Source organism: Streptomyces sp. NPDC001348 (assembly GCF_053597535.1).
The window spans coordinates 145,904-149,659 of sequence record NZ_JBSFIK010000018.1 but is presented as its reverse complement, the minus strand read 5'-3'; the positions used below and the strand labels follow the sequence as shown (position 1 = coordinate 149,659).

At 75.0% G+C, this 3,756-nt stretch carries 3 protein-coding genes; all 3 read left to right on the top strand.

What is annotated here, in order from left to right:
* The first annotated feature begins 384 nt into the window (after nucleotides 1-384).
* Nucleotides 385-2,085, top strand: a complete 1,701-nt coding sequence (gene murJ / locus ACWC21_RS20625) for a murein biosynthesis integral membrane protein MurJ (RefSeq protein ID WP_450883786.1) — start codon at nucleotides 385-387, stop codon at nucleotides 2,083-2,085.
* A gap of 112 nt (nucleotides 2,086-2,197) precedes the next feature.
* Nucleotides 2,198-2,887, top strand: a complete 690-nt coding sequence (locus ACWC21_RS20620; RefSeq protein ID WP_450883816.1) for a polysaccharide deacetylase family protein — start codon at nucleotides 2,198-2,200, stop codon at nucleotides 2,885-2,887.
* Nucleotides 2,887-3,756: glycosyltransferase (locus tag ACWC21_RS20615; protein WP_450883784.1), on the top strand; the 870-nt coding region annotated here is incomplete at its 3' end. The genes ACWC21_RS20620 and ACWC21_RS20615, both read left to right, overlap by 1 nt.

The window sequence follows — 3,756 nt, the reverse complement described above, 5'->3', positions numbered from 1 at the left end:
GCGGTCCACGCCGCCCGGGCGGGCCGGCGCGTTGAGGAGGTCATGGCGCGATGACGGTGAGAGCTTCCCGGCCGCCCGGGTCCCGGACGAACAGCATGGCGACCGCACCGGCGCAGACCGCGCCGCGCACCTACACGGTGGCCGCGCGACTGCACGACGCAGGCCTTGCGGTCCACGCCGCCCGGGCGGGCCGGCGCGTTGAGGAGGTCATGGCGCGATGACGGTGAGAGCTTCCCGGCCGCCCGGGTCCCGGACGAACAGCACGGCGACCGCACCGGCGCAGACCGCGCCGCGCACCTACGCGGTGGCCGCGCGACTGCACGACGCAGGCCTTGCGGTCCACGCCGCCCGGGCGGGCCGGCGCGTTGAGGAGGTCATGGCGCGATGACGGTGAAACCTTCCCGGACGCCCGGATCCGACACCGACGGCGCGGCGACCGTCCCCGCGGCGCGCACCGCCGACCTGTCCGTGGACGGCGCGGACCCGACCTCGGCATCCCGTGGGTTCCTCGCCAAGGCCGCGCTGGTCACGGCGTCGCTGTCGATCGCCGGCTCCGTGCTCGGCCTGGTACGCGACCAGGCGCTGGCACGGCTGTTCGGCGCCGGGAGCGACACGGACGCCTTCCTGGTCGCGTGGACGGTGCCGGAGTTCGCCGCCACGCTGCTCATCGAGGACGGGCTGGCGCTGGTGCTGATCCCCGCGTTCAGCATGGCGCTGGCCCGCCGCGCCCGGGGCGCCCCGGGCGATCCGGTCCGTGCCCTGGTCGTCGCCACCCTGCCCCGGCTCTGCCTCGCCTTCGCGGCGGTGGCCGCGGTGATCGCCGGGGCGGCCCCCTACCTGGTGGAGGCTCTGGCTCCCGGACTGCCCGACCCGGAACTCGCCGCCGACTGCACCCGGTTCACGGCCACCTGCGTGCTGGGCTTCGGGCTCGCGGGGTACTGCAGCGCCGCCCTGCGGGCCCACCGCCGGTTCGTCGCCCCCGCGGCGATCTACGTCGCCTACAACACCGGCATCATCGCCGCGATGTACCTGCTCGGCGGGCACTGGGGCGTGCGCTCGGCGGCGGTGGGGGTCGCGGCGGGCGGCTGTCTGATGGTGGCGGTGCAGCTTCCGTCGCTGTGGCGGCAGCTCACGACACGGAGCCGGCCGCCCCGCGAGGCCGGGGCCGCCGCCGAGGAGCGTCCGGTGCAACTCGCCCTGGTCGCCGCCGTGCTCCTGTTCGCCCTGTGCCGCCAGTCGCAGGTACTCGTCGAACGCTTCCTCGCCTCCGCCCTGCCCGCCGGGGCCATCTCGCACCTGAACTACGCGCAGAAGGTCGCGCAGATCCCGATGACGCTGTCGCTGATGGTGTGCACCGTCACCTTCCCGGTGGTGGCGCGGGCGCTCGCGGACGGCGACACCGAACGGGCCCGCCGCCGCGTGCAGCGGGACCTGGCGGTGGCGTCCTGCCTGGTGCTGCTCGGCATGTGCGCGGTGATCGCCTGCGCCCCCCAGATGATCGAACTGCTCTTCCAGCGGGGGGCGTTCACCGCGGCCGACACCGCGGCCACCGCCGACGTCATGCGCGTGTACGCCCTCGGGCTGCTGGGCCAGACCCTGGTCGGCGCCCTGGTCCGCACCTACTTCTCCGGGGGCCGGCCCAGCTGGTACCCGGTGGGCGCGATGGCCGCGGGCATCGCCGTGACGTCCTGGGTCGGCGCCGCGACCGTGGGCACCTGCGGTGTCGCGGGGATCGCCGCCGCCAACGCCCTCGGCATCACCGTCACCGCCGCCCTGCTGCTGGCCGGCCTGCGGACCCGGCAGGACAGCCCGCACAGCGTCTCGCTCCACGTCCGTCAGGTGCTGACCGAGCTGAGCAGGCCGGTGCGCGCGGCGCTCGTCGCCACCGTCGCCGGGGCGTTCACCGCGAGCCGGTTCGCATCTCCGGCGGCGGGGCTCGCGGTCGGCTGCCTGACCGTGATCGCCGTCTTCGTCCCGCTCGCCTGGGCCCTGGGCCCCGCCGGCCCAGGCGCCCAGGGCCTCGCATCCGCACTGCGCTCCGTACGCACCGTCACACGAAGGCTCACACATGGCCTCTTCCGTTGATTCCGCCGATTCCACTGATTCCGTGGGTTCCGCTGCTTCCGGTGATTCCGTTGATTCCGTCGGCATCCGGAAACCCCCCGTCCCCCGCCCGGGCCCGGTCCCGTGGGTGGCGATGTACCACTCGGTGGGTGACTGCTCCGACGACCCGTACCGCATCACCGTCACGCCCGAGCGGCTCGAGAAGCAGCTGGCGTGGCTGCGCCGGCACGGGCTGCGGGGCGTGTCCGTGGCCGAACTCCTCGCCGCCCGCGCCCGGGGCGAGGGACGGGGCCTGGCCGGACTCACCTTCGACGACGGGTACGCCGACTTCGTCGCCGAGGCCCTGCCGCGGCTGCGCCGCTGGGGCTGCGGCGCCACCCTCTTCGTCCTGCCGGGACGGCTGGGCGGCGACAACGCCTGGGACCCGCTCGGCCCGCGCAAGCCGCTGCTGACCGCGGACGGCATCCGGCACGCGGCCGCCGAGGGTGTGGAGATCGGCTCGCACGGGCTGACGCACGTCGACCTCACCAAGGCCGACGACCTCACCCTCAAGACCGAGGTCACCGAGAGCCGCTCACGGCTCGAGGAGCTGACCGGCACCCGGATCGACGGCTTCTGCTACCCGTACGGAACGGTCGACGCCCGCGCCGTGGAGGCCGTACGGGAAGCGGGATACGGCTACGCCTGCGCGATCGATCCGGGTCCGCTGACCGGCCCGCACGCCCTGCCGCGCGTACACGTCGGCCAGAACGACACGGCCTGGCGCCTGCACCTCAAGCACCGTCTGCACCGGCTGCGCCGGCGTCCGGTGGAGGGGCTGTGATGAGGGCCCTGCACATCATCACCGGTCTCGGCACCGGCGGGGCCGAGCAGCAGCTGCGTCTGATGCTGCGCCACCTGCCCGTCGAGTGCGACGTCGTGACGCTCACCAACCCCGGTGCGGTCGCCGAGGGCCTGACCGCCGACGGCGTCCGCGTCACGCATCTCGGCATGGGCGGCAACCGTGACCTGCCCGCGCTGCCGCGCCTGGTCCGGCTGATCCGCGCCGGCCGCTACGACCTGGTGCACACGCACCTGTACCGGGCCTGCGTCTACGGCCGGCCCGCCGCACGCATCGCCGGGGTCCGCGCGGTCGTCGCCACCGAACACTCCCTCGGCGACTCGCAGATGGAGGGCCGCGCGCTGACGCCGGGGGTACGCGCGCTGTACCTCGCCAGCGAACGCCTCGGCTCGGCCACGGTCGCCGTCTCCCCGACGGTGGCCGACCGCCTGAAGCGCTGGGGTGTGCCCGCGCCCCGTATCGAGGTCGTCCCCAACGGCATCGACCTGGACCGCTTCCGCTTCGACCGGGAGCGGCGCGAGCTCACCCGCCGGCGGCTCGGCCTGCCGCAGGGCGCGTACGTCGTCGGCGGGGTCGGCCGGCTCGCCCCGGGCAAGCGGTTCGACGTCCTGGTGCGCGCGCTCGGCCGGCTCCCGGACGACCACTGGCTGCTGCTGGTCGGCAGCGGCCCCGAGGAGCACGTGCTGCGCCGCACGGCGCACGAGGCCGGCGTGTCCGACCGCGTCCTGTTCACCGGCGAACGCCCCTACGTCCCCGACGGCTCCCCGGGCCCGGACCTGTCCGCGCTCACCTCCGCGATGGACCTGCTCGCGGCCCCGTCCACGGAGGAGGCGTTCGGCCTGGCGGTCGTG